The organism is Streptomyces sp. NBC_00878 (assembly GCF_026341515.1).
GTDB lineage: Bacteria > Actinomycetota > Actinomycetes > Streptomycetales > Streptomycetaceae > Streptomyces.
On the sequence record NZ_JAPEOK010000001.1, the window covers coordinates 2,460,302 to 2,487,282 of the forward strand.

Genomic DNA, 26,981 nt, shown 5'->3' on the forward strand with positions numbered 1-26,981 from the left:
TGGCCGCCCAACAACTACGGAGCTTGCATTGATCGAGCTGAAGGAACTCGACCCCGCCGCGGTGTTCCAGAGCCAACTGCTGGGCCCCGACAACGGACGGCCCATGAAGCTCGTCAACACCTTCGTCGCTCCTGCCGGGGATACCGCGGGATGAACACGCCCCACCTCCACCACCGACGAGATGCCAGCCACCGGAACCAGCCGATGCGCTCCGCACCCCTGCCCGCCAGTGCGTCTTTGCTGCCCGCACACAACCACCCCGGCAGGAGAGCATTGCTTTCCTCGCCATTGCCCTGCTATACAGGTCATAGGTTCTATTTTACGGGACATCTTGACGGTCGCGGCACGCCCATTGCCGAAGCGCTTTGTGACGCGGCTCAGAGGCAGCAGGCCCAGGAGGCTGCTCGGCGCTGAGCTTCCTCGACCCACTCACCCATAGAGAACCGGAGCCCGGCCCACATCATCGGCTCGCCCCGACAGTTGGAGGCACCATGTGGCATCTCACTCTGCACCGTTGGACCGGCGACAGAGAGGCGACGGTCCAACATGCGCTCGAACACCTTGATGACCACCTGGCATGGATGCGCGAGCAGCAGCTCGCGGGCAAAGTCCTGATAGCCGGCCCGACCCCGGACAAGGAGCTCGGGATCATGCTCTTCGGGCACATGTCGAAGCAGGACGTCCACGAGCTGTGCCGCACGGATCCCTTCATCTCCGCCGGCCTCCGGGAGTACGAAGTCATCCCGTGGGAGGTGCACCACCTGCTGGGCATCGGCGCTTTCGACACCAGGACGGTGAACGCAATGAACCAGGCCAAGGCACACCAGACCTGACCCACGACCTCGTGCAGGCGCGAACCACGCTGGGCGCCCCGCCGGACGAACGCCCCGGAACGCCCGGCCCTGCCGCCGGCAGTTCCCACCTCAACGACTGCGCCTGCTGTGAACGCCGCTCCCGCACGGGATGCGGCACATCGCAAGCCGGAAGGAACCAGCTTCATCCGGCCAGGCACCACCATCGCCGCCATCGAGAATTCTTTGACCTCGGCGCGCGGGTCACACGACGGGCGCGACCCGTCTCCCCCGACCCATCGGCGAGCCCGCGCTCCAACCATCCTGAACCTTCCAAGAGGAGAGACCATGACCACGCCAGTAACCACGATCACCGTCACGGCCAACACCGACCAGGTCACCTTGGTGAACGTGTTCACCGTCGCCCCCGAGCGGCAGATGGCGCTGGTGGAAGCGCTGGACGAGGCCACCCGACAGATCTTCACGACGGTGCCCGGCTTCATCTCCGCCAACCTGCACACCAGCCTGGACGGCACCCGCGTGATCAACTATGCACAGTGGGCAAGCGAGAAGCACTACAAGGACGCGCTCCAGCGCGCTGACGTCCGCGAGCACATAACCAAGGCCGCTGCCGGTGCGGACAAGTGGGACCCAACCCTCGCGCAGGTGCAGTCGATCCACCACCCAGGCCGGGCGTGAGCCTTGCCCGAGCAGTCGGCAGCACTCCGACCGAACCTGGCCGGCCGAACGACACCGCCGTCCGTCCCGAGGCGTCCCGCCGCGTGACGCCTCGTCGTCGGCAAGGGAGGACACCATGACCGCACCGCGTCCCTTCACCATCCTGCGCGGCCGGATCCCACGGCCTCCGGTCGCCCCGAAGAGCCCGGCCCCCGGTGTCCTGCTACACCATCGACAATGGGTTGCCCGGTACTGATCCCTCCCAACTCCCCTCCTGGGCTGCCACTTGAGCTCGGCGAAGCGCTGTACCTCGAGGACCTGACGATCACGCCCTGCGAGCACTACTGCCGCATCGGCGCCGATCCGGCCCCCAGCACCCGGGCGCGAGGGACAGACGGGCCGCCAGGGGTGGATCACCCTCACCACGGCCGGCGGGCAGCAACGGCAGCTCGCCGAATACAACATCACAGAGACCGCCTCGGCCATCCGGCACTTCCCCGGATTCCGTTCCGCGACCTCCTACCTCCAGCAGGACAGTCCTGTGCTGTACGGGCACGTCGCGTGGGAACCCGAACAGCATCTCGCCGCCGCGCGGCAACAGCCCGAGTTCACCCGTAACCTGCGTGATGGGGCTCGTTGGAAATCCCCACCCCCTGCTCAGGAGTTCCCCAGACCGGCTCGCCTTGTCTCCCCACCTACAGGCGGTCCCGTTCTCGATCACCGCCCGGACGTGGCCTGGGCCCGCCACCGGGGGGAGGGACACGACACCGGGACCGACCGGTGATCGTTTAGCTTTGCGGCGGCACACGGCGCCCGCTCATCGAGCTCAGACCGGTTCACCCACCGAGTGTTTCCGTCATGCGGTCCAGGTCGGCGAGAAGGGTGGCGAGGCGTTTCGGCGGGACGGCGTCGGTCATCTGCTGGTCGATGGTGTAGACGGCAGAGCGTGCCGCGGCGAGGCGACGGTGGCCCTCCTCGGTGAGGTGGGTGGGCAGAGCACGGCCATGGTCTGTAGAGGTCGCGCGGATGATCAGGCCGGCATCCTTCAGTCCACGCAGGACGACGTTCATGGACTGCCGGGTGACGAAGGTGCCGCGGGCCAGCTCGGCGTTGGACAGCCCGGGTTGCTGGTCGAGCAGTTCGAGACAGGCATACTGCGGCACGGTCAGGCCGTACTCGCGCAGGGCCCTGTCCATCGCGCCGCGCAGCGCGGCCGCCGCGCGTTTGAGGCGGTAGCCCAGTCGCTCGGTCACGTCGGCGGCCGGGATCGGGTCGGTGGTTGTCCCATCACTCATGTCAGGAGTTTGACATAGCCGAGGCGAGGCGCCTACCGTCACTCATGTCAAAGTCCTGACATCGAGCATGTTTGAGGAGCACCTTGTGACCACCGCCGTTTCCGTCACCGGGCCCGACTTCATCGCACTGCAGGTGCGTGACGTCGACACGGCCGCCGCCTTCTTCGAGACACAGCTCGGGCTGCGCCGGGCCCCCGCCTCACCCCCCGGCGCCGTGGTGTTCATCACCGAGCCCGTCGCGTTCGCCGTCCGCGAGCCCCTGCCGGGCGTGGACCTCGACAGTGTGGAGCAGCCCGGCCTCGGCGTCGCCCTGTGGTTCAGGACCAGCGACGCCCAGGCCCTCCATGACCACCTCCAGGCCGCCGGGACCCCCATCGTCAAGGCACCGGAGGACGGCCCGTTCGGCAGGATGTTCACCTTCCTCGGCCCCGAGGGCTACGCCATCACCGCGCACGGGAACTGACCGTGCACGCCTTCACCATCACCCCGCAAGGGCCCTTCTCCCTCGCAGCCGGTCTCAGCTTCCTGAAGGGCTTCACTCCTGCCGGATATCACGACACCGCACAAGACCAGACGCTGCGCCTGGCATTCCCCGCCGACGACGGCCACTCGACCGTCGGCGTCGAAGTGAGACAGGCAGACGGCCCTCAGGGCATCGTGGAGGCGGAGGCCATCGTGCACACCGGCCGGCCCTGCGAGGGGCGGGCCCGGACGGCCACAGAAACCGAGCCCGACCCGTCTTCCCCCGGGATGGATGTGGTGCGGCAGCAACTGGCGCGCGTCCTCTCGCTCGACGTCGACGGCAGCGGGTTTTCCCAGCTCGCCAAGGGCGATCCCGTCATGGCCGAGCTCATCTCGGCATACCCGGGACTGCGGCCGGTGTGCTTCCACTCCCCGTACGAAGCAGCGGCCTGGGCAGTCATCGGCCACCGCATCCGCATGGTCCAGGCCGCCGCGATCAAAGCCCGCGTCGCCGAACACCACGGACAGCACGTCACCGTCGCTGGCCGCACCTTGCACGCCTTTCCCACCCCGCTGGTCCTGCGCCGGCTCGACCGCATCCCCGGGCTGCCCGACACCAAGGTCGAACGCCTGCGCCACCTCGCGGACGCAGCTCTCGCCGGCCACCTGAACGCCAGCCAACTGCGGGCGATGCCTGCCAAGGATGCCCTTGCCCATCTTCAGGCATTGCCCGGCATTGGCCCGTTCTCCGCCGAGCTGATCCTCATCCGCGGCTCCGGGCACCCCGACGTCTTCCCACGGCACGAACCCCGACTGCACGCCGCGATGGCGCGCGCCTACGGTCTGAGCGATCCGGACGCCTCAGACACGAACCGCCTCGCCGACATCAGCAACCGCTGGGCGCCCTACCGCAGCTGGGCCGCCCTCCTGTTGCGCACGCACAGCGGGACGTGATGGTGCGTCGTCTGAAATCGCCCGACCTCCTGAATCCCCTTCGCAACCGATGCGTCACCCTGTTCAAAACAGCCACCCCGACTCGGACAGGCCCCGGGGGCATCTGTTGATTACTCAACCGAGCGTGGACGGAGAGCAGGACTGGTGATTTTCACGAATCCGCATCATCCGTCGTTTCCGAGGTCGCGACAACAACATGGAGTCCGCTGGACCCGATGCCCCGCAGCACCTGAACCGTTCCGGTACCGACGCGACTACGCGCTCCGCGGGATCCCGCGGAGCGCGTAGTCGGCCTGGAGGTGCACGTCCCGCTCTTCCCCTCCTGAAGGGCCCCGCAGCACAGACGATCCCATGTCCGAGCAAGATCAAGGCGGGGGCAGTCCGGGTCTGTGGCCTCACCGGCAGGCGGGAGCGCGGTCCTCGGCATCTTGGATCGCAGCTCGCGTTCTCGACGCCTGGACTGCGGTCAAGCGTCGAGAACGGCGAGCTGTTCGCTGATGCGCCCGGCTGCCTCGCGCACAGCGGTGGCAAGTGCCGGGACTCGTTCGTGGGGCACCCGGTACGACAACGCCGCAATACTCACTGCCGCGGTCACCTCTCCTCTGGCGTCCCGGATGGGGGCGGCGATGCCCATCACGTCCTCGTCGAGTTCGCCGCTGGAAATGGCGATGTTCTCGCTGCGGATCGTCTGAAGCCGTCGGCGCAGCGTGGCCGGGTCCGTCACGGTGGCGCCGGTGAATCGCGGAAGGCCGCCGTTCTGCGTGAGCACCCGTTCCACCTCCTCATCCGGCGCCCAAGCCAGAAGCACGAGGGCGGCGGCACCGGCGTTGACAGGCAGGACGTGGCCGCGCTCGTAGGACAGGCGCACAGGTTGGTCGGCCTCCTCCCGTTCCAGACAGACCACCACCGTGCCCGAACGACGGGTGAGCAGCACGGTCTCCGATGCTTCGGCGGCCAGCTCGCGCATGACAGGCCGCGCCACCTCGGACAGGCCGAGCCCCTTGCGGGCCAGTCGGGCCAGCTCGAACACGCGCGGCCCGAGCCGATATCCGGTGGGCTGCTGCTCCTCAATGAAGCCGGAGCCGACCAGGCTCTGCAGATAGCGGTAGGCAGTCGACCGTGCCACACCGAGCCGGGTGGCGACCTCCTGTCCGCTGATGACCAAGCGGTTGTCGTCGAAGAGGAGCAGGATGTCCAGTGCCCGGTCGGCGGTGGAGTTGCGTTCGCGATACGAGGTGGTCGATCCGCCGGTGGCCTCTTCGCTTTTCTGCTCTACTCGAGCCTTACGTCCCGTCATGCAGGACATTGTATGCGGAGAGTAGTTCGAATCATTAATCTGCTGGCGAAACACGGCACGGGGTGACGAGGGCCCCCACTCGTTGCTACGCAGGCGCCAGCGGGTGGGAAACCACGAAACTTCAGCGCTTCTTGCGAAGACTGTCCCGGCGTTCACGCCGGGGAGGGAATCGCATCCGGACGTCGCGAGGTCCGCCTCATGCACCCCGCGCACACCCCATGGACTGCGCATCATGCGGAGCGAGAATCAGGCACACACTTCCTCTGTCTGAACGCACCTGCACCTGCACCACATGTGGAGCCGCACCCCCGAGTTCCTTTCCGTCGCGGCGCAGGCACTGGCGGATCTCGATGATTTGATCGAACCGCGCAGCGCACTTCCCGACTTCGTGCGCAGCGGATCCCTGAAGGCGAAGCGTCGTAGTGACGCCCCTGCGACCGGGCCGGGCATTCTGGACCCTGAGGCGCCCCCGCTCCCGCAGCGAACGAGGCGCGGCGTCAACAGATCGACCCGCGACGTGTCACGGCTGACAGCCGGGGCCTACAAACCAGCGAGGCCGGACCAGGCGAGGTCGGTACGGGCAGGAGGCCGACCACCGAGCTGCCCACCGGCGCTCACCGCGTTGCGAGGAGTGGTCAGGACAACAGTCCAAAGCCGACTCAGCCGGCGAGGCGGAGCAGAACGCGGCGGCTCTCAAGACCCGGACGGGAGACCGGGAGTGTGCTGCGCAGACCGCACTGGAGACGGGCTGCCCGAGTGCCGCCCACAGGGGGCAGCACGGCCGGCCGCACAGCGCGTCCAACCCCGTTCTTCGTTGACCGCCGATGACTCACGACCGTAAGATGATTCGAAATATAGGATGCATGTCCTGTAAAGCGAGACATGAGGAGTGTCATGGCGATCACCGGACTCGGGCACACCGGGTTGTGGGTCTACGACCTGCCGAAGATGCGGGACTTCTACGGGCGCCTCCTGGGGCTGACGGTGACCGATGAGGACGAGGAACTCCAGATCGTCTTCTTCAGTGCGCGACCCGACGAGGAGCATCACGAGTTCGTGCTCCAGACGGGGCGTACAGCGGCTGTGGGCGACAAGCAGCAGCACCAGATCTCTTGGCGAGTGGAGTCACTGGAGGATTTGCGGGCCTTCCACAAGCGATTCGCAGAAGAAGGCGTGAAGGTCCAACAGGAGGTGACACATGGCAACGCCCTCGGCATCTACTTTTTCGACCCTGAAGGCAACCGCAACGAGGTCTACCTGCGCGTAGAGAAGGACGTGCGCCAACCCTTCCGCAAAACAATCGACTTCGGCATGGCGCCGGAGGAGATCTACGCCGAGGTCGAGCGACTGCTCGCCGACGGCGGCACGGCGTATCAGCCCGTGGAATAGGGCGAGGGAGTCGCCGAAGGCTGCGCTTCCTCCCACACGACATACTGCCTCAGCGGATGGCGTCCCGCGTGGTGGTGTAGGCGATCAAGGTGTGGGAGTGCGCAGGCGTCTGCCCTCGGCGTCCACCTGCACCGGATGGTCCGTGAGCAGGAAGGACGCACCGCCGAGCCCACCGCCTGCGTCATCGACGCCCAAAGCGTCAAGACCGCCCCCAGCGTCCCCACCGACACCCAGGGAACCGACGACGGCAAGAAGATCGTGGGCCGCAAACGCAGCATCGTCGTCGACACCTCGGCCTATTACTCCTGGTCATGATGACTGCCGCCAGCATCTCCGACAATGAGGCCGGCAAACAGCTCCTCACCCAGATCGCCGCCGACCACCCCACGATCACCAAGGTCTGGGTCGACACCGGCTACAAGACCCAGGCCATCGAACACGGCGCCACTCTCGGCATCGACGTCGACGTCGTCCCGAGGAACACCCAGGTCAAGGGGTTCTCAGTGGTCCCGAGGCGGTGGGTCGTGGAACGAAGTTTCGGTTGGATCATGATGCACCGCCGACTCGCCTGCGACTACGAGGCCAAACCCGCCCACTCGGAGAGCATGATCCGACTCGCGATGATCTCGAACCTCGCAAAACGAGCAACCGGCGAAACACCCATAACTTGGCATAACCCATGAACTATCACTCAATCAATCGGGACGTCCCCTGAGTGGTCCGATTCGTCACCCAAGCCTGCACCACCGCTGCTCGGGCCGTCGACACCTCCTGCCGGACAACCTGGCCACGGCACTTCGGGGCCTCCGCCGCCACCCGTGCAGCCACAAGCACCCAACCATCTGCCACCCCAAGACCAATGCACACCCAGCACACAACGTCGCAGGAACTCCCGGGAACACCCCAGGTCAACGGGGAACATCCCATCGACTGCAAAACGGCCCTGCCCCGGATAAAATCCCAGGTCAGGGCCGTAAAAGCAGACGAGTCGGGCTGTACGCCGGGATCAGTCCGACTCCGGCTCCAGCCGCAGCGAAATACTGTTGATGCAGTACCTCTGATCCGTCGGCGTCGGATACCCCTCGCCCTCAAACACGTGCCCCAGGTGCGACCCGCACCGCGCGCACCGCACCTCGGTCCGCACCATCCCGTGCGACGTATCGGACACAAGTTCTACCGCGTCTGAGTTGCGTGCATCAAAGAAGCTCGGCCAGCCGCAGTGCGACTCGAACTTCTCCGTGGAGGTGAAGAGTTCGGCGCCGCAGGCGCGGCAGGAGTACACGCCCTTCGTCTTGGTGTCGGTGTACTCGCCGGTGAACGCCGGCTCCGTGCCTGCCTGGCGCAGGACCGCGTATTCCGCCGGGTTCAGCTCCGCGCGCCACTGCTCGTCCGGCTTTTCGATGTCGTACGACATGAAGCTCAACCCCTCACAACAAGTACGGCTAGTTCGACAGGCGGGTCAGGATCTCGGGTCCGAGGTCCGTCACGTCACCCGCGCCCATGGTGAGAACGAGATCACCCGGCTTCGCCATTCCCGCCACCACCGCGGGCACCTCCGCCTTGTCGTGCACCGGCGTCACGTCCGCGCCCGCCGCCCGGGCCGCCTCGATGATCAGCTCGCTCGTCACGCCCGGGATCGGGTCCTCGCGGGCCGGGTAGATGTCCAGCACGACCGAGGCGTCCGCCAGGGACAGGGACTCGCCCATCTCCTTGCCCAGCTCCTGGGTGCGGGAGAACAGGTGTGGCTGGAAGACGACCAGGATGCGGGCGTCACCGGCGGCCGCCCGCATCGCCTCCAGGTCGGCGGACATCTCCGTCGGGTGGTGCGCGTACGAGTCGATGACCTGCACGCCCGCCGCCTCGCCCTTCAGCTGGAGCCGCCGCTTCACGCCCGTGTACGAGGCGATGGCCGGGGCCAGCTCCGCCGCCGGGATGCCCAGCGCCGCGCCCGCCGCCAGCGCCGCCACCGCGTTGTGCGCGTAGTGACGGCCGGGGACCGAGACCGTGAAGGTGAGCGGCGAGCCGTCCAGCTCGACGGTCACCTCGCTCTTCAGGCCCTGGGCGACCACGGACAGCACACGTACGTCCGCGTCCTCGGACTCGCCGTACGTCACCACCCGGACGCCGTCCGGCAGCCGCCGGGTCAGTTCGCGCGCGCCCTCCTGGTCCGCGGTGATCACCAGGGTGCCGCCCGGCACGATCCTGCCCGCGAACGTCTCGAAGGACTCGTAGATCTCGTCCATCGAGGCGTAGTTGGCGTGGTGGTCCAGCTCCACGTTCAGCACGATCGCCACCTCGGGCGCGTACTTGTGGAAGCTGCGGTCCGACTCGTCGGCCTCGGCGACGAAGATCTCGCCCTCGCCGTGCAGGGCGTTGGAACCGGGGGCGTCGAGGTCGCCGCCGATCGCGTACGACGGGTTCAGGCCCAGGGTCGACAGGGAGACGGCCAGCATCGACGTCGTGGTCGTCTTGCCGTGGGTGCCCGCGACCGCGATCGGCCGCAGGCCGTCCATCAGGCGGGCGAGGGCGTCCGAGCGGTGGACGACCGGGATGCCCAGCTCGGCCGCGCGGGCCAGCTCCGGGTTGTCGGCGCGGATCGCGGACGACACGACCACGCAGGTCGCGTCGTCGTCGAGATGCCCGGCCGCGTGGCCGATGTGCACCGTCGCCCCCAGCGCGCGCAGGGCCTCGGCGGTCGCGGACTCCTTCGCGTCACTGCCCGCGACCTCGGCCCCGCGCTGCGCGAGGATCTTCGCGATCCCCGACATCCCGGCACCGCCGATGCCGATGAAGTGCGGTCGGTCCATGGCGGTGGGAAGACCGGGTGCCATAGGTGTTTCTCCCAGGATTCGGGTACGACGATGAGCGCGCCCAGCTTATTCGGTACGGCGACAGCGGCCCCGCAAGGGCTGCGGAGACGGCGCCCTACAGGGGCGCGGGGAACTGCGCGACCAGCCCCCACGCACCCGCAGCCGAAACTCAGACCCCCGCAGCCGCAGCCCCACCACTCACGACTTACTGTGCGAGAACAGCTTCAACACCGGCACCCCCACCTTGTGCCGAGCCCGCGAGGCCCAGTCCCGGTGGAAGAACTCCTCCACGTAATGAGGGTCGGTCAGCACGATGACCTCATCCGCATCGATCTCGTCGACCAGCCCCTTCAGCGCATCCAGCGGATGATCCTCGATCAGCCGCCCCTCCGCCTCGCTGCCCGCCGCCCGCAGTGCCACCAGCGACACCTCCAGGGCCTTCTGTCCCTGGTCGACGGCCGCCACGCCCTCGGGCGTCTCACGCTCGCGGGTCGCCTCGTCCAGCTCGCCGAGCGCCACGTCGTCAATGGCCCGCAGCAACCGGTCCGCCTGGTCGCCCCGGGGCTGGAGCAGCACATGGAAGGCGACGCTCTCGTCACCGTGCAAGCTGGTGACGAACTCCACGTCCGCGGACGTCAGGGCCTTCTCGATCATCAGTACGCTTGTGAACACGACAGGCGCCCTTCTCATCCGTGGGCCGTCCGTAGGCCCCTGCGGAAACCATCCTGCCCCGAGACCACACGGGGTCTGCGAGATTTAGTGTGCCCAGCGGAAGCAAAACGGAACGGATGATTCCGCCTACTTGGTCAGGTCCGACGGTAGCGGCTGAAGAGGAACCCGGCTTCCTCCAGTAGAGACGTCAGCTCGAACCGCCTCGGCACCGCCACCGGGGGGCCGCCGGCGATGCGCTGGGCGTCGCCCGCGGTGAGCATCGGGGACAGGGTCAGACAGAGCTCGTCGAGAACCCCGGCCGCGACGAACTGGCCGAGCAGCCGGGGCCCGCCCTCGGTCAGGAGCCGGTACAGACCCCTGTCGGCGAGCTCACGTACGGCCCGGGCCGGGTCCACGCCCGTGCCGTCCCCGGCGATCACGACCTGTGCGCCCGCCTTCTCGGCGGTGGCGATCCGGTCGGGGGCGGCCCCGGCCCCGGTGAGCACGAGCGTGGGGACCAGCGGCGAGGTGAACAGCGGCAGCGAGTAGTCCAGGTCCAGGCTCGCGCTCACCACCGCGATCGCCGGGGCCGGGCCCTGCCCCGCCGCCTCCCTCAGCGCGGCGAAGTCCTCCCGCGCGCGTGCCGGGCGGTAACCCTCCTGGCGTACGGTTTCCGCACCGACCACCACGACGTCCGCGAGCCCCCGCAGCGTGCCGAAGATCCGCATGTCGGCGGCGCTGGAGATGGGCTGCGAACGCCCGTCGTGCGCGGCGGCGCCGTCGAGCGTGGACACCATGTTGGCTCGCAGCCAGGGCTGCCGCCGCGAGGCGCCCGACGGTCCCGAGCCGTCCGGCGGACCGGAGGCGCCCGACGGACCCGACGACCCCGACGACCCCGACGGATAGGCATACGCCTCCGCCAGTTCCTCCAGCCCCCACTCCCGGTCGACCCCGTCGACCCCCTCCGCACCGGCCCGGCCGGCCGTACCAGGGGCCTCATCCGAGGCCCGAGCTGCTGTCTCGTCAGTCACAGGGAACAGGCGTCGCATGTCGTGCAGTCTGGCACGAGCCGTACAGTAGGGAACCGTGTCAGCCTCCACCACCGCCTCCGGTCTCGGCTCCATAGCCGACGCGGCGCCGTCGTCCCTGTGCGCCCGCGAGCCGCACGTCCCCGCGGACCGGCTGGTCGCCGAGATGGTGCCGCCGCCGCGCTTCGACTCGGTCCGCTTCGCCACGTACATTCCGGACCCGAACCAGCCCAGCCAGACCGAGGCCGTCCGCGTCCTCGACGGCTTCGCGGCGGGTCTCGGCCGGGCACCGGCCACCGGTTCCGGAAAGAAAAAGGCGCGAAGCGCTTCCTTGGAAGGGCGGGGGCGGGAGACGGGCGGGCGCGGCTTCCTCGGCTTCGGGAAGAAGGCCGCGAAGGCCCCGGCCGGCTCCCGCGGTGTCTACCTCGACGGCGGCTACGGCGTCGGCAAGACACACCTCCTCGCCTCCCTCTGGCACGCGAACCCGGCCGAGCCCTCCCTCAAGGCCTTCGGCACGTTCGTGGAGCTGACGAACCTGGTCGGCGCCCTCGGTTTCCAGAAGACCGTGCAGACACTGAGCGGGCACCGGCTGCTCTGCATCGACGAGTTCGAGCTCGACGACCCCGGCGACACCGTCCTCGTGTCCAGCCTGCTGGGCAGGCTCGTCGAGGCGGGTGTGGCGCTCGCCGCGACCTCCAACACCCTGCCGGGCAAGCTCGGCGAGGGCCGGTTCGCCTCGGTCGACTTCCTGCGCGAGATCCAGGGCCTGTCGGCGCACTTCCGGTCACTGCGCATCGACGGCGAGGACTACCGCCACCGCGGGCTGCCCGACGCCCCGGCCCCGTACTCCGACGAGCAGGTCACGAAGGCCGCGTACGCGACGCCGGGGGCCTCGCTCGACGACTTCCCGCATCTGCTCGACCACCTGGCCCGGGTCCACCCCAGCCGGTACGGCGCGCTGACCGACGGGGTCACGGCGGTCTGCCTCACGGACATACAGCCCGTCCCGGACCAGTCGACCGCGCTGCGGCTCGTCGTCCTCGCCGACCGTCTGTACGACCGCGAGGTGCCGGTACTCGCCTCGGGGCGGCCCTTCGACCAACTGTTCAGCGAGGAAATGCTGAACGGCGGCTACCGCAAGAAGTACTTCCGCGCGATCTCACGGCTCACGGCGCTGGCACGGGACGCGAAGGACCTCGTAAAGGCGCAATGAACGGCTGAACGGCTGAACGGCCTCGTGAAGGAGTGAACCAGTCCCCCGTATCAAGGCCGTCGAATCAAGGCCGCCGAATCGGGGCCGTTTTTCGGTCTGTTTCCGGCCCGCATTCGATGCTCTTCAGCCCTCTTCAGGCTCTCTTCAGGGTGAAACGCTACGTTAACCCTGCAAACAAGTTCCCGCGTTAACGTACCTGTCAGCGTGAGAGCACCCGACCCGACGTCGGCCGAGAGGGGGCGCATGTCACGAGGTAAGACGACCCGGATCCTGTTCGCCCTGCTCTCCGTCGTCCTGCTCGCCCTGCCCCTCTCCACGCCCGCTTCGGCGTTCGCTTCCGCGCACGTGACCCATGTCATGGGCCCCAAGAGCGAGGCCGAGTTCGTCACTTGTGACGAGGCCCTGCACCCGGGCGGTCCGACGGGTCCCCTGCGGACCCGTGACCGGATCCGCGTCGCGGACCAGGTCTCCCAGTCACCCGCGCGTTCGTTGCTCTGCAAGGACCCCGCGACCTACGACGACGACCCGTCGCACGTCGCCGCTCCCGCGGCGCACCACCGTACGACGAGATCGTCAACAGCCCATTCCGCGGCGGCACTTCAAGTGTTCCGCTGCTGACCCGACCCCCCACCGGGCACGAAGCGACTCCGACCTGACCCGCCCTCACCACGCCACGTCCGCCGAGCGCGTCGACGTGGGGTCATGTCGCCGTACCCGCATGCGCTCCGTTTTTGTACGCCGACGCGCCCCCGGGCGCGCCAGGAGGAACAGACACATGCAGCCCCTCATCGATCACGCACGCTCCTTTCGCGCGCGGTCCGCGGACCGCGCGGAGGAGTTCGCCCGCCTCGCCGAAGGCCAGTCCCCGCAGGTCCTGTTCATCACCTGCTCCGACTCCCGGGTCGTCCCGGCCCTGATCACCGGAGCCCGGCCCGGTGAACTCTTCGAACTGCGCACGGCGGGCAACATCGTCCCCCCGCACACCTCCTCGCAGCCCACCAGCGAGGCGGCCACCATCGAGTACGCGGTGGAGGTGCTCGGGGTCGCGGACATCGTCGTCTGCGGCCACTCCCACTGCGGTGCCGTCGGCGCGCTGGTGCGCGGCGACGACCTGACGGCCGTTCCGGCCGTACGCGACTGGCTCGCGCACTCGACTCCCCGCCCCGAAGGCGCTGTTGAGGACCCGTCCGTCGCCGAGGCCGTGCGGAGCCACATACTCACCCAGCTCCTGCGACTGCGCTCCTACCCGTGCGTGGCACGGCGTCTGACGGATGGTCAACTGCGCCTGCACGGCTGGTTCTACGAGGTGCACACCGGCTCCGTCCTGGCGCACGACGTGCGCTCCGACTCCTTCGAGGAGCTGTGAGCGACGCGATGAACACTCCCACGAGCAACCACCCCACAAGCAAGCGCCCCGCAAACAACCGCCCCACAAACAACCGAATGAGCCCGGGCAACCGAATGAAGTTCCCCCGACTGCGGCAGGACTTCGCCGCCTCGCTCGTCGTCTTCCTCGTCGCTCTGCCGCTGTGCGTGGGCGTGGCGGTGGCGTCGGGCGTGCCCGCCGAACTCGGCCTGGTCACCGGCATCGTGGGCGGCCTCGTCACCGGACTGCTGCCCGGCAGCAGCCTTCAGGTCTCGGGTCCGGCCGCGGGTCTGACCGTGCTGGTCTTCGAGGCGGTACGCGAGTACGGACTGCCCGCGCTCGGTGTCATCGTGCTGGCCACGGGTCTGATCCAAGTCGCCATGGGCGCCCTGAAGTTGGGGCGCTACTTTCGGGCCATCTCGGTGGCCGTCGTCGAAGGCATGCTGGCCGGGATCGGGCTCGTCCTGATCTCGGGGCAGCTCTACTCCGTGGCGGGCACGGAGGCGCCCGCCTCGGGGCTGGGCAAGCTGGCCGGGCTGCCGGGTCTGGTCGCCGACTCCGCCGGGTCCACCGAGGCGCTGGCCTCGTTCGGGCTCGGGGTCGGCACCATCGCCGTACTCGTCCTGTGGAAGCGGCTGCCGAAGAAAGTGCGTACGGTCCCGGGGGCGCTCGCCGCGGTCGCGCTGGCCACCCTCGTGACGCTCGTGTTCAGCCTGCCCGTGGCGACCGTCGAGGTGAAGGGCCTGCTCGACTCGATCCAGCTGCCGGGCCTCGATGCCTTCGGCGAGCTGGCGAGCGTGGGCATGCTCGGCACGATTCTGGCCTTCGTACTGATCGCCTCGGCGGAGTCGCTGTTCAGCGCCGCCGCCGTGGACCGGCTGCACGACGGACCGCGTACCGAGTACGACAAGGAACTGATGGCGCAGGGCGCGGGCAACACGGTCTGCGGGCTCCTCGGCGCCCTGCCGATGACCGCGGTGATCGTGCGCAGCGCGGCGAACGTACAGGCGGGCGCGCTGACGAAGGCGTCCCGGGTGATGCACGGTATGTGGCTGCTGCTGTTCGCGGCGCTGCTGCCGGCCGTGCTGGCCTACATCCCGCTGCCGGCCCTCGCGGGCATCCTGGTGCACGCGGGCTGGAAGCTGATCCCGCTGCGCGAGATCGCGTCGCTGTGGCGCGAGCACCGGGGCGAGGCGCTGATCCTCGTCGTCACGGCCGGGTCGATCGTCGCGGTGAGCATGTTCGAGGGGGTTCTGATCGGACTCGCCCTCGCGGTCGCCAAGACGGCCTGGGAGGCCTCGCACCTCAAGCTGGAGGTCATCGACAAGGGAGCGGGCCCCGTGCAGGCGTACCTGTCGGGCAACGCCACGTTCCTGCGGCTGCCGAAGATCCTCGACAACCTGGAGGCACTGCCCCAGGACCGGCCGGTCGAACTGGACCTCTCCGGGCTGCACCACCTGGACCACGCGTGCCGAACGGCCCTGGAGAACTGGGCGGAGCGGCACAGCGCGACGGGCACGGAACCGGTGAAGGTCACGGCTCCCTAGTCCCCCGTAGCCCCCTGAGCAGGCACGATAGCCGCCTGAGCAGGCAGGAACGGCCCGAGGCTCGACCGAGCCCCGGGCCGTTCCGCTGCCGGAACTCGGGCGTATCGTTGAAATAGCCATATAAGCGGCGACTCGATCGACAGAGGGCGCGGAGGCAGGGGGTCGTCATGGTCGAAGAACTCGTGGTCGCGGCGGTGACGGTCGTGTCCGCCGGAGTCGTGTACGTCGCGGCGGCGGCACGGATCGTCAAGCAGTACGAACGCGGAGTGGTCCTCCGGCTCGGACGGCTGCGCGGTGACCCTCGCTCTCCGGGGTTCACGATGGTCGTCCCCGGGGTCGACCGGTTGCACAAGGTGAACATGCAGATCGTGACGATGCCCGTGCCCGCACAGGAGGGCATCACCCGGGACAACGTCACGGTGCGTGTCGACGCGGTCGTCTACTTCAAGGTGGTCGACGCGCCGAGCGCGATCATCCGGGTCGAGGACTACCGCTTCGCGGTCTCGCAGATGGCACAGACGTCACTGCGTTCGATCATCGGCAAGAGCGACCTCGACGACCTCCTGTCGAACCGCGAGAAGCTCAACCAGGGCCTGGAGCTGATGATCGACAGCCCCGCCGTGGACTGGGGCGTCTCCATCGACCGCGTCGAGATCAAGGACGTATCGCTGCCGGAGACGATGAAGCGGTCGATGGCCCGGCAGGCCGAGGCCGACCGTGAGCGCCGGGCACGGATCATCAACGCCGACGCGGAACTCCAGGCGTCGAAGAAGCTGGCGGATGCCGCCGGGGTCATGGCCGAGCAGCCCGCCGCACTCCAACTCCGGCTGCTGCAGACCGTGGTGGCGGTCGCGGCCGAGAAGAACTCGACACTCGTCCTGCCCTTCCCGGTCGAGCTGCTGCGGTTCCTGGAACGGGCACAGCAGCCGAACGAGCCCCAAGGAACGACCGACGGGCAGACGGCAATCCAGCCCGAGGGACAGGCGGCGATCCAGCCCGCCGGACAGGCGGCAGACCAGCCCGACAGACAGACGACAGATCGGCCCGACAGACAGACGACAGATCGGCCCGACAGACAGACGCAAGACCGGCCCAACGGGCAGACGCAAGACCAGGACGGGCCAACTCTCCCGCCATCCGGGTCATCTGACGGTCCGTAAGAACGCCACAGCTACGCGCGTGGTTCACGTGCCTGGGGTCGCGTGATACACACAGGCGGATCACATTCTCCTGTCCGCCAACAGGAAGGTCTGTCACATGTCTGCTTCTCGCATGCCCGCAACACGACGCGAGGTGCTCGCCCGCTCCGGTGCCCTGGGAGTTGGCATCGCGTTCACGGGAGCGATGTCGGAGCTCTTCACCGGCACAGCCACCGCGCTGGGCCACACCGGATACGGCCCCCTGGTCCCCGACCCGGACGGCCTGCTGGATCTGCCGGAAGGTTTCCGCTACCGGGTGCTCTCGCGCGAGGGCGACCAACTGCGCTCCGGCGAGGGCCGGGTGCCGAGCAACCACGACGGTATGGCCGCGTTCGCCGGACGGTCCGGCTCCGGCGACAGACACGGCCGCGTCGTCCACCTGGTCCGCAACCACGAGAACCGCAACACCGGCCGCATCCCGGTCCCGACGATCGAGGGCCTCACCTATGACCCGATGGGCAAGGGCGGCTGTACGTCGCTGACGGTCGACGCGCGCGGGAACGTACTCGACGAGCGGGTCGCGATCGCCGGTACGGCCGTCAACTGCGCGGGCGGGCCCACCCCTTGGGGCACCTGGCTCACCTGCGAGGAGACCGAGGACAAGGCCGGTACGAACGGCTACACCAAGGATCACGGCTTCATCTTCGAGGTCGACCCGGCGCATCCGCACCGCACGGGCGCGGTCCCCCTCACCGCGATGGGCCGCTTCCAGCACGAGGCGATCGCCGTCGACCCGAAGCGCGGCATCGTCTACGAGACCGAGGACGCCTTCGAGAGGCCCTTCGGCCTCTTCTACCGCTTCCTGCCCAACAAGCCGGAGGGCGGCCTGGGTTCGCTCCGCGCGGGCGGCCGGCTCCAGGCGATGCGCGTGCCGGGCGTACCGGACCTCTCCTCGATCCAGGAGACGGGCGCATCCTTCGACGGCATCGAGTGGGTGGACGTCCCCGACCCGCTCGCCGCCCAAACCGCCATCCGCTTCCAGGACTTCGGCCCGAAGGGCATCACCCACGCCCAGAAGCTGGAGGGCTGCTACTGGGGCGGCAGGTCCGTCTACTTCGTCTCGTCCTTCGCGCACAGCAGCGCGGGTTCGGCCGCCGACCACTTCGGCCAGATCTGGCGGTACGACCCCGACGCCCGCCGACTCACCCTGGTGATCGTCTTCGGCCCGGACACGGACGTACAGCTGCCCGGCGAGTCCCCGGACAACATCTGCCTCGCACCCAGCGGCGGCCTGATGGTCTGCGAGGACGGCGGGGGCGTACAGCACGTGTACGGCGTGACGCGGCGCGGCGAGGTGTACGCGATGGCCCGCAACCGGCAGAACATCGGTACGCCGGACGCGCCCGAGTGGGGCGAGTTCGCGGGCGTCACCTTCTCGCCCGACGGCAGGACGATGTACGTGAACTGCTACACGCCGGGGACGACGTTCGCGGTGACGGGCCCCTGGCGGAGGTAGCAACCGGCAGGTCACCTGCGGCACCTCACCTGGGGCAGTTCACGTCCGCCCAGACCGTCTTGCGGGGCGCCGGGCCGGGCTCGACGCCCCAGCGGTCGGCGAGGGCGGACACGATCAGCAGGCCGCGGCCGTGTTCGCCCTCCGGGCTCGCGGGGCCCGTGGCGAGCTGCCGTTCCGGGTGGGTGTCCGTGACCTCGATCCGCAGCACACCTTCTGCCGTACGGAGAGTCAGGCGCAGCTCGAAGTCCCGTCCGGGTACGCGGCCGTGGAGCACGGCGTTCGCGGCCAGCTCGGCGACGATCGCCTCCGCGTTGTCGGACGGGACGTCCCACTCCGTCAGCTGGTGCACCGCGAGAAGCCGGGCGAGGCGGGCGCCCCGCCGGGTGGACGAGAAGCGCTGTGTGAACACACGTACGGTAGCGGGAGGTTGGGGGGTGGTGGCTCTCATGGCCATCACGGTGCCGGGCCGGTGAGCGGTCTGACCAGGCCTACGGCGTGTACGGCGGGCGAGCGTACATGCGTGTTCGGTGGACAGTACGCGTAACGTTCCGTGACCCTGGGTGAGTTGAGCGCGGGGAGATGCAACTCACCAGGAGGTAGGCGCGGATGACAGGTGACTGGGAGCCGGACCCGTCCGACAGCCTGAAGACGTTCGGGGCGTTTGTGCAAGGGCTGCGGGAGCATGCGGGGTTCACTCGTGAGGAGTTCGCGCGGTTGGTCCGCTTCTCGGTGCACACGGTGACGTCGATCGAACTGGGCCGCCGAATGCCGGACAGCGAGTTCATCGAGCGGGCGGAGGCGGCACTGGGCAACACGGGTGCGCTGCGCAGAGCGGCCAAGCATTTGTCGCGGCAACCGGGGTTGGCCTCCTGGTTCCGGCGGTGGGCGAGCTTGGAGGGGCAGGCGGTGAGCTTGTGTACGTATGAATGCCGCCTGGTGCCCGGCCTCCTCCAATCGGAGGCATACGTAAGGGCGGTGTGCGACAACGACATTCCTCCGGTGCCCGACGACGAGCTGGAAGCTCTGGTCTCGGCACGAATGGAGCGACAGAAACTGCTTCGCGAGAAGCCCCGGACGACGTTCGACTTCGTCATCGAGGAAACCCTCTTCGTACGGCGTATCGGCGGCGTGGAAGTGACGCGTGGGCTGCTCGATCACGTCCTCGCCTTCTGCGCCTTGCGCAACGTAACGCTTCAGATCATGCCGTTAGCGAGCGAGCACCACGCCTGCCTGGCCGGGCCATTGCAACTGCTGGAGACTCCGGACGGCAAGTGGCAGGCCTACGCCGAGGGACAGGAGAGCGGTCGACTGATCACTGACCGGAAAGAGGTCAGCAGGCTCCAGATGCGCTATGCGAGACTGCGTTCGCAGGCCCTCTCCCCGCAGGATTCGGTGGGCCTGCTGGAGCGGATGCGAGGAGCGCTGTGAACACAACCGACCTAGCCTGGTTCAAGAGCAGCTACAGCAGCGCCCAAGGAGACAGTTGCATAGAAGTCGCCCTCAGCTGGCGCAAGTCCTCCTACAGCAGCGCCCAGGGCGACGACTGCGTTGAGGTCGCCGCCTGCCCCTCCACCATCCACGTCCGCGACTCCAAGGCAGCCGAGGGCCCCGCCCTCACCCTCTCTCCCGGTGCCTGGACGGCCTTCGTCGCGCACGCTCGGCGATAAAGTTAAGTAGACTTACCAAATCAGCCAACGGGTGCCATGAATGCGTGAGAATGGCGGGATGCCCGCCATTGACGTCGCAGAGCAGCCGGAACAGCCCTGGAGTCGCCGTCGGCTGCGCAGCACCAACGAGCGGTTGCTCCTGGACCGGCTGCGGTCCGCCGGTGCCGCTTCCCGTGCCCAACTCGCCCGCGAGACAGGCCTGTCGAAGCCGACGGTGTCCAGCGCGCTGGCGGCCCTGGCGGAGGCCGGCCTGGTCCACGAGGTCGGTACGCAGGCACCGGAGCGCGGCCGGATCGCGGTCCTGTACGCCCCTGATCCCGGCGCCGGTCACGCACTCGGAATCGATATCGGCCGCGGCTGGCTGCGCGTCGCGGTGGCCGATCTGGACGGCGAGGTGGTGGCCCGCGCCGATGTGCGCAACCGGGCCCGCTCCTCGGGCGCCATGGCCGACCTGGTCGTGGCCACGGCCCGGCAGGTGATCACCAACTCGGGCGTCGCCCACGACGAGGTGACCCACGCGGTGGTGGGCACTCCGGGCGTCTACGACGAGGAACGGCGGCGGGTGCGGTACGCGATGCACCTGCCGGGCTGGGGCCGGGCCGGGCTGTTCGACCGGATGCGGGAGGAGCTGGGCATCCCGCTGGAGATCCACAACGACGCCAATCTGGCGGCGCTCGGCGAGTACACGTACGGCATCGGCGCCGGCAGCAGACTGTTCGTGTACCTGCTGATCGGTACCGGTCTCGGCATGGGCGTCGTCAGCGAGGGGCGCCTGTTCACCGGTGCGCACGGCCTGGCCGGGGAGATCGGATTCCTGCCGTGGCCCGGGCAGCAGAAGCCGGAGACGCTGGAGGCCGCGGTGTCGGGTGTGGCGGTCGTCGAGTCGGCGCGGCGGTTCGGCATGAGCGGGCAGCTCACCGCGAAGGCCGTGTTCGACGCCGCCCGGCAGGGAGACCCGGCCGCGGTCAAGGCGGTCCGGCTGGAGGGCGAGCGGATCGCCTACACGGTGGCGGCCGCGGCGGCCATGCTCGACCCGGACCTGGTGGTTCTCGGCGGCGGGGTGGGCCACAACGTCGACCTGCTACTGAGCCCCGTACGCGAGACGCTGCGCACCCTGACCCCGCTGCGCCCGAAGATCGCGCCGAGCCGGCTGGGCGAGGACGCGGTGCTCCTCGGCGCGGTGGCGACGGCGCTGGGGACGGCCAGGGACGTGGCGTTCGAGCGGCGGACGGCTCTCTAGCCACTCCCTCGCCCGGCTCTCTAGCCACTCCCTCGCCCGGCCCTCCAGCCACTCCCCCGCCCGGCTCTCCAGCCACTCCCTCGCCCGGCTCTCCGGCCACTCCCTCGCCCGGCCCTCCAGCCACTCCCCCGCCCGGCTCTCCGGCCACTCCCTCGCTCGGCCCGCCCGGCCCAACCCGTCCGCCTCACCCCACCCCGTCACCCTCCGCACCCATTTCACCTCCATCCGGAGTCATTCCGGCCCTCCGTCGCGCCCCGTTCAACTTGCCCAATCGCAACGGTGATTGACACGGCCAACGCGTCCACTTAGCTTGTGGGACCAGTTAGTAAAGTTTCCTAACTTGAAATGTCGTCACGCGGATGCTCCCTCACCTCCCAAGGAGATCACCGTGTTCCACCGTCCTGTCCCATTGCGGCGCCTTGCCATGACAGCCGTCGTGCTGGGCCTGCTGGGCCCCCTCACTACCAGCGCCTGGGCAGGAGCCCGGGACCCCGACCCCGCGCCGCGCGCCCGGGAGACCCCGGTCTCCTCGGCGGCGGGCAGCAGCACCCCGCTCTCCGGTTTCGCCATTCAGTCGTCGGCGAAGGTCGGCGACCCGGCGGCCAAGGTCTCCTCCCCCGGTTATCGGGCGAGCGGCTGGTATCCGGCGGGTTCCCGGTCCACCGTGCTCGCGGCGCTCCTCGCGAACGGGAAGTACGCCGACCCGTTCTACTCGACCAACCAGAAGAAGATCCCGAAGGCCGACTTCCAGGTGCCGTGGTGGTACCGCTCGGACTTCACGGTCGCCGACACCTCCGCCCGTACGTATCTGGACTTCAGCGGCGTGATCTCGGCGGCCGACGTCTATGTCAACGGCAAGCGGATCGCCAAGGCCGCCGACACCGCGGGCGCGTACACGCGGCACGAACTGGACGTGACCTCGCTCGTCCGGTCGGGCACGAACACCGTTGCCTTCCGCATTCAGCCCAACGACCCGAACAAGAACCTCACCATGGGCTGGATCGACTGGCTCCAGCCGCCGCCCGACGAGAACATGGGCATCGTCCGCGATGTGCTCGTGCGCCGCGGCGGCCCGGTCGCCCTGCGCGACGCGCACGTCATGACCAGGCTCGACGTGCCGTCCCTCGACACCGCGGACCTGACGGTCAAGGCGCGGGCGCGCAACGACTCGGACGCCACCGTCACCACGACCGTCTCCGGCCGCATCGGCGAGATCTCGTTCAGCAAGCCGGTCACCCTCGCCGCGCACCAGACCAAGACGGTCACTTTCGCGCCGGCCGACGTCCCCGGGCTGCACCTGACCTCACCCAGGGTGTGGTGGCCGGCGGGCATGGGCACCCAGTCCCTGTACTCGCTCGACCTCGCCGCCTCCGTGTCCGGCACCACCTCCGACACGGCACACGAGAACTTCGGTGTCCGGGACGTGAAGGCGCCGCTCAACTCCGACGGCGCCCGGCAGTACAGCGTCAACGGCCGCAAGCTGCTCATCAAGGGCGGCGGCTGGTCGCCGGACGAGTTCCTGCGCTGGGACAGGACGTACGTCGAGGACCGTCTGAAGTACGCCCTCGACCTGGGCCTGAACACCATCCGCCTGGAAGGGCACATCGAGCCGGACGAGTTCTTCGACCTGGCCGACCGCTACGGCATCCTCACGCTGCCCGGCTGGGAGTGCTGTGACAAGTGGGAGGGGGACAACAACGGCGAGGAGAGGGGCGACAAGTGGACCGCCGCCGACTATCCCGTCGCCAAGGCGTCGATGGCCGCCGAGGCCGCCCGGCTGCGAAACCACCCGAGCGTGATCTCGTTCCTCATCGGCAGCGACTTCGCGCCGGAGGCGAGGATCGAGAAGACCTACCTCGACGCCCTGAAGGCCGCCGACTGGCAGACCCCGGTGGTGGCCGCCGCCTCCGACAAGTCCTCGCCGATCAGCGGTAGTTCGGGCATGAAGATGACGGGGCCGTACGACTGGATCCCGCCGAACTACTGGTACGCCAAGCGCGAGGGCGGCGCCACCGGCTTCAACTCCGAGACCAGCGCGGGCCCCGACATCCCCACCCTCGACACCCTGCGCCGCATGATGAGCCCCGCCGAACTCGCCACACTCTGGAAGGACCCGGACGCCAAGCAGTACCACCGCGCCCCGTCACCGACCTTCGGCGACCTGAAGCTGTACGACAACGCGCTCGCCGGACGGTACGGCGCACCGACGAGCCTCAAGGACTACGTGCGCAAGGCGCAGCTCGCCCAGTACGAGAACGTGCGCGCGCAGTACGAGGCGTACGGGCGCAACGCCACCGACTCCTCGAAGCCCGCCACCGGCGTCATCTACTGGATGTTCAACAGCGGCTGGACTTCACTGCACTGGCAGTTGATGGACCGTTACCTCGACCAGGGCGGCGCCTACTTCGGCGCCAAGAAGGCGAACGAACCACTGCACATCCAGTACTCCTACGACAACCGCTCGGTCGTGGTGGTGAACAACCGGCACGCGTCCGCCTCCGGACTCAAGGCCCGGGTCACGCTCTTCAACACCGACGGCACCCAGAAGTACGACAAGGCCGCCACCGGCTTGCGTGTGGGCGGGGACGGCGCGAAGAGCACGGCACTCACGGTGCCTTCGACGGTCAACGGCCTGTCGAAGACGTACCTGGCCCGTCTGATCCTGACCGACTCCGCAGGCAAGGAAGTGAGCCGCAACGTCTACTGGCTGTCCACCAAGCCCGACACGCTCGACTGGGCCCACACCGACTGGTACTACACGCCGACGACGAGCTTTGCGGACCTGAAGGGCCTCAACTCGCTGGCGAAGGCGCCGGTGTCGGCAACGGCGAAGTCGAAGACCACGGCGGGCGGGACGTCGACCACCACAGTCACCCTGCGCAACACGGGGACCGGCAAGACCCCGTCGCTGCTCACCGACGCGCACCTGGTGGACGCGAAGGGCCGGCCGGTACTCCCGGTCGAGTGGTCCGACAACCAGGTGAGCCTGTGGCCCGGCGAGTCCACGACCCTGACCGTGACCTATCGGACGGCTGACCTGCACGGCTCCGCGCCACGTGTGCGGATCTCCGGCTGGAACACCTCGGAACAGACCATCCCGGGGGCGTGATCCGGTGCGCCCGGCCCGGCCCGCATCGGGGGGCGGGCCGGGCGCACCTCTTGTCGTACGCAGTGCTGGTGGTGGGCGCGCCGGGCCGAGGAGTGCCGATTCATCACCACCGTCGCTCAAAGCGATCGGATTCTCTTGTTGGACGGCTAAAAGGTGACGGTGGAGGCTGGGAGCGTAGCGAATGAATCCCCAGGAGGAACCTCCATGCAGACACGCACCGTCGGTGACGTCCAGGTCGGAGCGATCGGTCTGGGCGGTATGCCGATGTCCATCGAGGGGCGCCCCGACGAGCAGCGTTCGGTGGCGACCATCCACGCCGCCCTGGAGGCGGGCGTCACGCTCATCGACACGGCGGACGCCTACCACCGGGACGCGCACGAGGTCGGTCACAACGAGTCCCTGATCGCCCGCGCGGTGGCCGAGTACGGCGGCGAGACCTCGGACGTGCTGATCGCGACGAAGGGCGGTCACCTGCGTCCGGGCGACGGCTCGTGGACGCTGAACGGCTCGCCGGAGTACCTGAAGAAGGCCTGCGACGCGTCGCTGGAGCGGCTCGGCGTCGAGGCCATCGGGCTCTACCAGTTCCACCGGCCGGACCCGAGGGTCCCGTACGCGGAGTCGGTCGGGGCGATCCGCGATCTGCTGGACGCGGGCAAGATCCGCTTCGCCGGGATCTCCAACGCCAATCCGGATCAGATCCGGCTGGCCAACGAGATCCTCGGCGGCCGACTGGTGAGCGTGCAGAACCAGTTCTCGCCCGCCTTCCGTTCCAGCGAGCCGGAGTTGGAGCTCTGCGCGGAACTGGACATCGCGTTCCTGCCGTGGAGCCCGCTGGGCGGGATCTCGAACGCCGGAGCGCTGGGTTCGCGCTTCGCGGTGTTCGCGGACGTGGCGCAGGCGCACGGGGTGAGCCCGCAGCAGGTGTGCCTGGCGTGGATGCTCGCGAAGGCGCCGGTGGTGATCCCGATCCCGGGTTCCTCCCGCCCGGAGACCATCCGCGACTCGGTCGCGGCGGCGGAGCTGAAGCTGTCGGCGGAGGAGCAGGCCCTCCTCGACGCGGCGTGACGGCCGTCGGGCGAGGCAATTGTCGCGAGAGTCCCAGCGACACGCCGTGAACCCGGCGTGTCGCTGGGACTCACAACCCACTTGCCTCGCCCGGTTGATCAGTCCCGGCGGGTGGTGAGTGCGCAGGCCGCGGCGATGGCCGCCGCTGCCGTCGCTCCCGCGATGAACAGTGGCAGCACCGGCGCCGGTACGACCCCGTCCTGCGAACCCGTCACCAGGGCGGTGACCGCCGTACGGGCCGGTGACCCCGTCACCACCAGCGCGAGCACCGCCGTGATCAGCATCGCGGGGACCGCCCGGCCCGTCGACCGCAGCAACGGCCGGGTCGTGAGCGCTCCGACGGCCGTGCCGAGCAGGGCACAGGCGAGCGTGGCGAGCAGTCCGGCGCCGCCCGCCGGTACGACGGGTATGGGCGTCCGGTGGTCGGTGCTCGCCGGGTCGCTGATCACGGCCACGACGAGCGTCACCACCACCCCGAGCAGCGCCGCCGCCCCGAACGCGACGAGCAGACAGGCGAGATGCGCCCGCGCGGGCCCGACCGCCGCCCCCACACAACTCCGGGCCGCGGGCGGCTCGTTGGTGGCGCAGATCCGTACGATCCAGGCCGCGACGGGGAGCACCGCGGCAGCCGTGAAACCGAGCGAGTCCAGCACCGGCTGGTCCGTCTGGACGCCGATACCCAGGACAGCCGCGTACAGCAGGACCGGCGGCAGCCAGCGCTGAGAGCGCAGCAGGAGCGCGGCCTGATAGCGAAGGAGCGCGATCATGAGCGGACCTCGACATCGGCAGCGGTATCGGTATCGGTATCGGCAGGGACGGGGACATGAACAGGAGCGGGTGTCCGTACGTCGGTCGCGGGTGACTCCTCCCCCACCCTCACCACATGCCACGGCGGGCGGGCCGTCAGCAGGGTCGTGAGCAGGGTGTCCGACTGCGTCTCCGGGACGGTGAGGCGGAACCTGCCGGGGCCGGGCTCCTCGACGGAGACCGTCAGCCGTGTCGCCTCCACGGGCGGTTCGGCATCCGGCGGCCCCTCCACCTCGACGACCACGTACGCCTCCCGCGGCGCCGAACTCCCCGTAACCGTACGCACGTTGGCGTCCACTACGGCGTACGTCACATCCGCCGCCCCCGCCAGCCGACGCGGGTCGTGGTCGACGAACACCACCGTGCCCCCCGCGGCCCTGCGTTCCAGCACCGCCCGCTCCAGTTCCGTACGGGCGGCCGTGTCGAGGCCGGTCCAGGCCTCGTCGAGGACGAGGAGTTCCGGTTCGGCGAGCAGGGCCTGGGCGACCGCGACCTTCTGGCTGCTGCCCTTGGAGAGTTCCGACATCTCCGTACGGGCGTACTCGGCGGCGCCGAGGCGTTCCAGCCACTCGACGGCGGCCCGGGCGGCCTCCCCTCGGGACAGGCCGTGGACGCTGCCGAGGTGGATCAGATATCCGGCCGCGGTGAAGGGCAGGGCGGGCGGGAAGCGCTCGGGGACGTACGCGGTGCGGGGGCGGCCCGTGATACGGCCCTCTGTGGGGGCGTCGATCCCGGCGAGCAGGCGCAACAGGGTCGACTTGCCGGTGCCGTTGGCGCCGTCGACACGCGTCAGGGTGCCCGGGGCCAGCGTGAGGTCGACGCCGCGCAGGACCCAGGGGGCGCCGCCGAACCCGTACCGGCGACCGACGCCTTCCAGTTCCAGCAGTAACTCGCGTTTCATGCGCTCCATCTTTGCGCGTACGTTCGTGCGTGCGCAGAGGAACCGTTCAGAGGATC

26 protein-coding genes and 2 pseudogenes are annotated in these 26,981 nt (G+C 69.0%); 19 read left to right on the forward strand and 9 right to left on the reverse strand.

The window, feature by feature from the left end:
- Positions 1-28 precede the first annotated feature (28 nt).
- From OHA11_RS10005 to OHA11_RS10015, 3 genes are all read left to right on the forward strand, one after another.
- Entirely contained in the window at positions 29-154 is a 126-nt protein-coding gene (locus OHA11_RS10005; protein WP_266494251.1) for a hypothetical protein, read from the forward strand.
- Positions 155-491: 337 nt separating this feature from the next.
- The gene (locus OHA11_RS10010; protein WP_266494253.1) at positions 492-833 is read left to right on the forward strand and encodes a YciI family protein; all 342 of its coding nucleotides are present in this window, start codon (positions 492-494) and stop codon (positions 831-833) included.
- Between the two features lie 306 nt (positions 834-1,139).
- Positions 1,140-1,490 carry an antibiotic biosynthesis monooxygenase gene (locus OHA11_RS10015; protein WP_266494256.1) on the forward strand — a complete coding sequence of 117 codons (351 nt, stop codon included), beginning with the start codon at positions 1,140-1,142 and terminating at the stop codon, positions 1,488-1,490.
- A gap of 815 nt (positions 1,491-2,305) precedes the next feature.
- Here OHA11_RS10015 and OHA11_RS10020 read toward each other — a convergent pair.
- Positions 2,306-2,764, reverse strand: coding sequence for a MarR family winged helix-turn-helix transcriptional regulator (locus tag OHA11_RS10020; RefSeq protein ID WP_266494259.1), 459 nt, complete (start codon positions 2,762-2,764; stop codon positions 2,306-2,308).
- Between the two features lie 67 nt (positions 2,765-2,831).
- Here OHA11_RS10020 and OHA11_RS10025 point away from each other — a divergent pair, with 67 nt between their 5' ends.
- Positions 2,832-3,227 carry a VOC family protein gene (locus tag OHA11_RS10025; RefSeq protein ID WP_266494262.1) on the forward strand — a complete coding sequence of 132 codons (396 nt, stop codon included), beginning with the start codon at positions 2,832-2,834 and terminating at the stop codon, positions 3,225-3,227.
- Between the two features lie 2 nt (positions 3,228-3,229).
- Positions 3,230-4,180, forward strand: coding sequence for a DNA-3-methyladenine glycosylase (locus OHA11_RS10030; RefSeq protein WP_266494265.1), 951 nt, complete (start codon positions 3,230-3,232; stop codon positions 4,178-4,180).
- Positions 4,181-4,646: 466 nt separating this feature from the next.
- Here the strand turns inward: OHA11_RS10030 and OHA11_RS10035 are convergent, their stop codons facing one another.
- Positions 4,647-5,477 carry an IclR family transcriptional regulator gene (locus OHA11_RS10035; RefSeq protein WP_266494268.1) on the reverse strand — a complete coding sequence of 277 codons (831 nt, stop codon included), beginning with the start codon at positions 5,475-5,477 and terminating at the stop codon, positions 4,647-4,649.
- A 183-nt stretch (positions 5,478-5,660) separates the two neighbouring features.
- On the opposite strand from OHA11_RS10035, the pseudogene OHA11_RS10040 reads away from it, so the two are divergent.
- The 3 genes and pseudogenes from OHA11_RS10040 to OHA11_RS10050 all read left to right on the forward strand — a co-directional run.
- Positions 5,661-5,779 (forward strand): annotated as a pseudogene (locus OHA11_RS10040) (RNA-guided endonuclease TnpB family protein); the annotation flags it as partial.
- 592 nt (positions 5,780-6,371) lie between these two features.
- The gene (locus OHA11_RS10045; RefSeq protein ID WP_266494271.1) at positions 6,372-6,866 is read left to right on the forward strand and encodes a VOC family protein; all 495 of its coding nucleotides are present in this window, start codon (positions 6,372-6,374) and stop codon (positions 6,864-6,866) included.
- 135 nt (positions 6,867-7,001) lie between these two features.
- A pseudogene (locus tag OHA11_RS10050) lies at positions 7,002-7,549 on the forward strand (transposase); the annotation flags it as partial.
- Positions 7,550-7,872: 323 nt separating this feature from the next.
- Here OHA11_RS10050 and msrB read toward each other — a convergent pair.
- The 4 genes from msrB to OHA11_RS10070 form a co-directional block, all read right to left on the reverse strand.
- Entirely contained in the window at positions 7,873-8,280 is a 408-nt protein-coding gene (gene msrB, locus OHA11_RS10055) for a peptide-methionine (R)-S-oxide reductase MsrB (protein WP_266494273.1), read from the reverse strand.
- 28 nt (positions 8,281-8,308) lie between these two features.
- On the reverse strand, positions 8,309-9,697 hold the full coding sequence (gene murC, locus OHA11_RS10060) for a UDP-N-acetylmuramate--L-alanine ligase (RefSeq protein WP_266494276.1): 1,389 nt from the start codon (positions 9,695-9,697) through the stop codon (positions 8,309-8,311).
- 177 nt (positions 9,698-9,874) lie between these two features.
- Positions 9,875-10,348 (reverse strand): indole-3-glycerol phosphate synthase, encoded by a 474-nt coding sequence (locus OHA11_RS10065; protein WP_266494278.1) that lies wholly within the window; start codon positions 10,346-10,348, stop codon positions 9,875-9,877.
- Positions 10,349-10,482: 134 nt separating this feature from the next.
- The gene (locus OHA11_RS10070) at positions 10,483-11,376 is read right to left on the reverse strand and encodes a pyrimidine reductase family protein (RefSeq protein ID WP_266494281.1); all 894 of its coding nucleotides are present in this window, start codon (positions 11,374-11,376) and stop codon (positions 10,483-10,485) included.
- A gap of 37 nt (positions 11,377-11,413) precedes the next feature.
- Between OHA11_RS10070 and zapE the strand changes: the two genes are divergently transcribed.
- The 6 genes from zapE (at position 11,414) to OHA11_RS10100 (ending at position 18,136) form a co-directional block, all read left to right on the forward strand.
- Positions 11,414-12,568, forward strand: coding sequence for a cell division protein ZapE (gene zapE, locus OHA11_RS10075; protein WP_266494282.1), 1,155 nt, complete (start codon positions 11,414-11,416; stop codon positions 12,566-12,568).
- Positions 12,569-12,811: 243 nt separating this feature from the next.
- On the forward strand, positions 12,812-13,186 hold the full coding sequence (locus tag OHA11_RS10080; protein ID WP_266494285.1) for a hypothetical protein: 375 nt from the start codon (positions 12,812-12,814) through the stop codon (positions 13,184-13,186).
- A 157-nt stretch (positions 13,187-13,343) separates the two neighbouring features.
- Positions 13,344-13,934: a carbonic anhydrase gene (locus tag OHA11_RS10085; RefSeq protein WP_266494287.1), complete on the forward strand. Its 591-nt coding sequence runs from the start codon at positions 13,344-13,346 to the stop codon at positions 13,932-13,934.
- Between the two features lie 77 nt (positions 13,935-14,011).
- Positions 14,012-15,481 (forward strand): SulP family inorganic anion transporter, encoded by a 1,470-nt coding sequence (locus tag OHA11_RS10090; RefSeq protein ID WP_266494290.1) that lies wholly within the window; start codon positions 14,012-14,014, stop codon positions 15,479-15,481.
- A gap of 167 nt (positions 15,482-15,648) precedes the next feature.
- A complete protein-coding gene (locus tag OHA11_RS10095; protein ID WP_266494292.1) occupies positions 15,649-16,641 on the forward strand; it encodes a slipin family protein in 993 nt (330 codons plus the stop codon).
- Between the two features lie 97 nt (positions 16,642-16,738).
- Entirely contained in the window at positions 16,739-18,136 is a 1,398-nt protein-coding gene (locus OHA11_RS10100; protein ID WP_266494294.1) for a PhoX family protein, read from the forward strand.
- 25 nt (positions 18,137-18,161) lie between these two features.
- On the opposite strand, the gene OHA11_RS10105 is transcribed toward OHA11_RS10100, so the two are convergent.
- Positions 18,162-18,584 (reverse strand): ATP-binding protein, encoded by a 423-nt coding sequence (locus tag OHA11_RS10105; RefSeq protein WP_266494296.1) that lies wholly within the window; start codon positions 18,582-18,584, stop codon positions 18,162-18,164.
- A 158-nt stretch (positions 18,585-18,742) separates the two neighbouring features.
- On the opposite strand from OHA11_RS10105, the gene OHA11_RS10110 reads away from it, so the two are divergent.
- From OHA11_RS10110 to OHA11_RS10130, 5 genes are all read left to right on the forward strand, one after another.
- Entirely contained in the window at positions 18,743-19,564 is an 822-nt protein-coding gene (locus OHA11_RS10110; RefSeq protein WP_266494299.1) for a helix-turn-helix transcriptional regulator, read from the forward strand.
- Positions 19,561-19,803 (forward strand): DUF397 domain-containing protein, encoded by a 243-nt coding sequence (locus OHA11_RS10115; RefSeq protein WP_266494301.1) that lies wholly within the window; start codon positions 19,561-19,563, stop codon positions 19,801-19,803. Before OHA11_RS10110 ends, OHA11_RS10115 begins: the two co-directional genes overlap by 4 nt.
- Before the next feature lie 58 nt (positions 19,804-19,861).
- Positions 19,862-21,043 carry an ROK family protein gene (locus OHA11_RS10120; RefSeq protein WP_266494304.1) on the forward strand — a complete coding sequence of 394 codons (1,182 nt, stop codon included), beginning with the start codon at positions 19,862-19,864 and terminating at the stop codon, positions 21,041-21,043.
- Positions 21,044-21,431: 388 nt separating this feature from the next.
- Positions 21,432-24,152: a sugar-binding domain-containing protein gene (locus tag OHA11_RS10125; protein WP_266494307.1), complete on the forward strand. Its 2,721-nt coding sequence runs from the start codon at positions 21,432-21,434 to the stop codon at positions 24,150-24,152.
- Positions 24,153-24,356: 204 nt separating this feature from the next.
- Positions 24,357-25,217: an aldo/keto reductase gene (locus OHA11_RS10130; protein ID WP_266494309.1), complete on the forward strand. Its 861-nt coding sequence runs from the start codon at positions 24,357-24,359 to the stop codon at positions 25,215-25,217.
- A 98-nt stretch (positions 25,218-25,315) separates the two neighbouring features.
- Here OHA11_RS10130 and OHA11_RS10135 read toward each other — a convergent pair whose 3' ends face one another.
- Both OHA11_RS10135 and OHA11_RS10140 read right to left on the reverse strand, forming a co-directional pair.
- Entirely contained in the window at positions 25,316-25,984 is a 669-nt protein-coding gene (locus tag OHA11_RS10135) for an ABC transporter (protein ID WP_266494314.1), read from the reverse strand.
- The gene (locus OHA11_RS10140; RefSeq protein WP_266494318.1) at positions 25,981-26,925 is read right to left on the reverse strand and encodes an ATP-binding cassette domain-containing protein; all 945 of its coding nucleotides are present in this window, start codon (positions 26,923-26,925) and stop codon (positions 25,981-25,983) included. The genes OHA11_RS10135 and OHA11_RS10140 overlap by 4 nt, the downstream gene beginning before the upstream one ends.
- Positions 26,926-26,981: the final 56 nt, after the last annotated feature.

Excerpts from the sequence above, each read along its gene's own strand:
- OHA11_RS10010 (WP_266494253.1), top strand. The coding sequence starts at position 492 with ATGTGGCATCTCACTCTGCACCGTTGGACCGGCGACAGAGAGGCGACG.
- OHA11_RS10015 (WP_266494256.1), top strand. The coding sequence starts at position 1,140 with ATGACCACGCCAGTAACCACGATCACCGTCACGGCCAACACCGACCAG.
- OHA11_RS10020 (WP_266494259.1), bottom strand. The coding sequence starts at position 2,764 with ATGAGTGATGGGACAACCACCGACCCGATCCCGGCCGCCGACGTGACC.
- OHA11_RS10025 (WP_266494262.1), top strand. The coding sequence starts at position 2,832 with ATGTTTGAGGAGCACCTTGTGACCACCGCCGTTTCCGTCACCGGGCCC.
- OHA11_RS10035 (WP_266494268.1), bottom strand. The coding sequence starts at position 5,477 with ATGACGGGACGTAAGGCTCGAGTAGAGCAGAAAAGCGAAGAGGCCACC.
- OHA11_RS10045 (WP_266494271.1), top strand. The coding sequence starts at position 6,372 with ATGGCGATCACCGGACTCGGGCACACCGGGTTGTGGGTCTACGACCTG.
- msrB (WP_266494273.1), bottom strand. The coding sequence starts at position 8,280 with ATGTCGTACGACATCGAAAAGCCGGACGAGCAGTGGCGCGCGGAGCTG.
- murC (WP_266494276.1), bottom strand. The coding sequence starts at position 9,697 with ATGGCACCCGGTCTTCCCACCGCCATGGACCGACCGCACTTCATCGGC.
- OHA11_RS10070 (WP_266494281.1), bottom strand. The coding sequence starts at position 11,376 with ATGCGACGCCTGTTCCCTGTGACTGACGAGACAGCAGCTCGGGCCTCG.
- OHA11_RS10080 (WP_266494285.1), top strand. The coding sequence starts at position 12,812 with ATGTCACGAGGTAAGACGACCCGGATCCTGTTCGCCCTGCTCTCCGTC.
- OHA11_RS10085 (WP_266494287.1), top strand. The coding sequence starts at position 13,344 with ATGCAGCCCCTCATCGATCACGCACGCTCCTTTCGCGCGCGGTCCGCG.
- OHA11_RS10090 (WP_266494290.1), top strand. The coding sequence starts at position 14,012 with ATGAGCCCGGGCAACCGAATGAAGTTCCCCCGACTGCGGCAGGACTTC.
- OHA11_RS10095 (WP_266494292.1), top strand. The coding sequence starts at position 15,649 with ATGGTCGAAGAACTCGTGGTCGCGGCGGTGACGGTCGTGTCCGCCGGA.
- OHA11_RS10100 (WP_266494294.1), top strand. The coding sequence starts at position 16,739 with ATGTCTGCTTCTCGCATGCCCGCAACACGACGCGAGGTGCTCGCCCGC.
- OHA11_RS10105 (WP_266494296.1), bottom strand. The coding sequence starts at position 18,584 with ATGAGAGCCACCACCCCCCAACCTCCCGCTACCGTACGTGTGTTCACA.
- OHA11_RS10110 (WP_266494299.1), top strand. The coding sequence starts at position 18,743 with ATGACAGGTGACTGGGAGCCGGACCCGTCCGACAGCCTGAAGACGTTC.
- OHA11_RS10120 (WP_266494304.1), top strand. The coding sequence starts at position 19,862 with ATGCCCGCCATTGACGTCGCAGAGCAGCCGGAACAGCCCTGGAGTCGC.
- OHA11_RS10130 (WP_266494309.1), top strand. The coding sequence starts at position 24,357 with ATGCAGACACGCACCGTCGGTGACGTCCAGGTCGGAGCGATCGGTCTG.
- OHA11_RS10135 (WP_266494314.1), bottom strand. The coding sequence starts at position 25,984 with ATGATCGCGCTCCTTCGCTATCAGGCCGCGCTCCTGCTGCGCTCTCAG.
- OHA11_RS10140 (WP_266494318.1), bottom strand. The coding sequence starts at position 26,925 with ATGAAACGCGAGTTACTGCTGGAACTGGAAGGCGTCGGTCGCCGGTAC.